The organism is Streptomyces sp. SID3212, assembly GCF_009865405.1.
Classification (GTDB): Bacteria; Actinomycetota; Actinomycetes; order Streptomycetales; family Streptomycetaceae; genus Streptomyces.
The window spans coordinates 1-349 of sequence record NZ_WWJY01000997.1 but is presented as its reverse complement, the minus strand read 5'-3'; the positions used below and the strand labels follow the sequence as shown (position 1 = coordinate 349).

At 75.6% G+C, this 349-nt stretch carries 1 protein-coding gene; it reads left to right on the top strand.

Annotation, left to right across the window (positions count from 1 at the left end):
- Window positions 1-349 (top strand): BTAD domain-containing putative transcriptional regulator (locus GT042_RS29545; protein WP_272925773.1); only part of this gene is annotated, 349 nt, incomplete at both ends.

Here is a 349-nt window from a genome sequence, read left to right as displayed (position 1 = left end):
GCGGATCAGGGCCCTGCGCGCGGCGGGCCGCCCCGCCGAGGCACTCCAGGCGTACGAGGAGGTACGAACCGTCCTGGCCTCCCGACTCGGCACGGACCCGGGCCCCGAACTGCGCGCCCTGCACGCCGAGTTGCTGGCAGGTCCCACGCCTCCGCTCCCCACTCCCCGTCCCACCCCGACCCCCCGTCCCGCCCCGGTCGGCAACCTCCGAACCCGACTCACCTCCTTCCTCGGCCGAGAAGCGGAACTCGCCGCCCTCGAAGCGGAGTTGACCACCGCGCGCCTGGTCACCCTGATCGGCGCGGGCGGCGCGGGCAAGACCAGGCTGTCCCTGGAGGTGGCCCGCGCG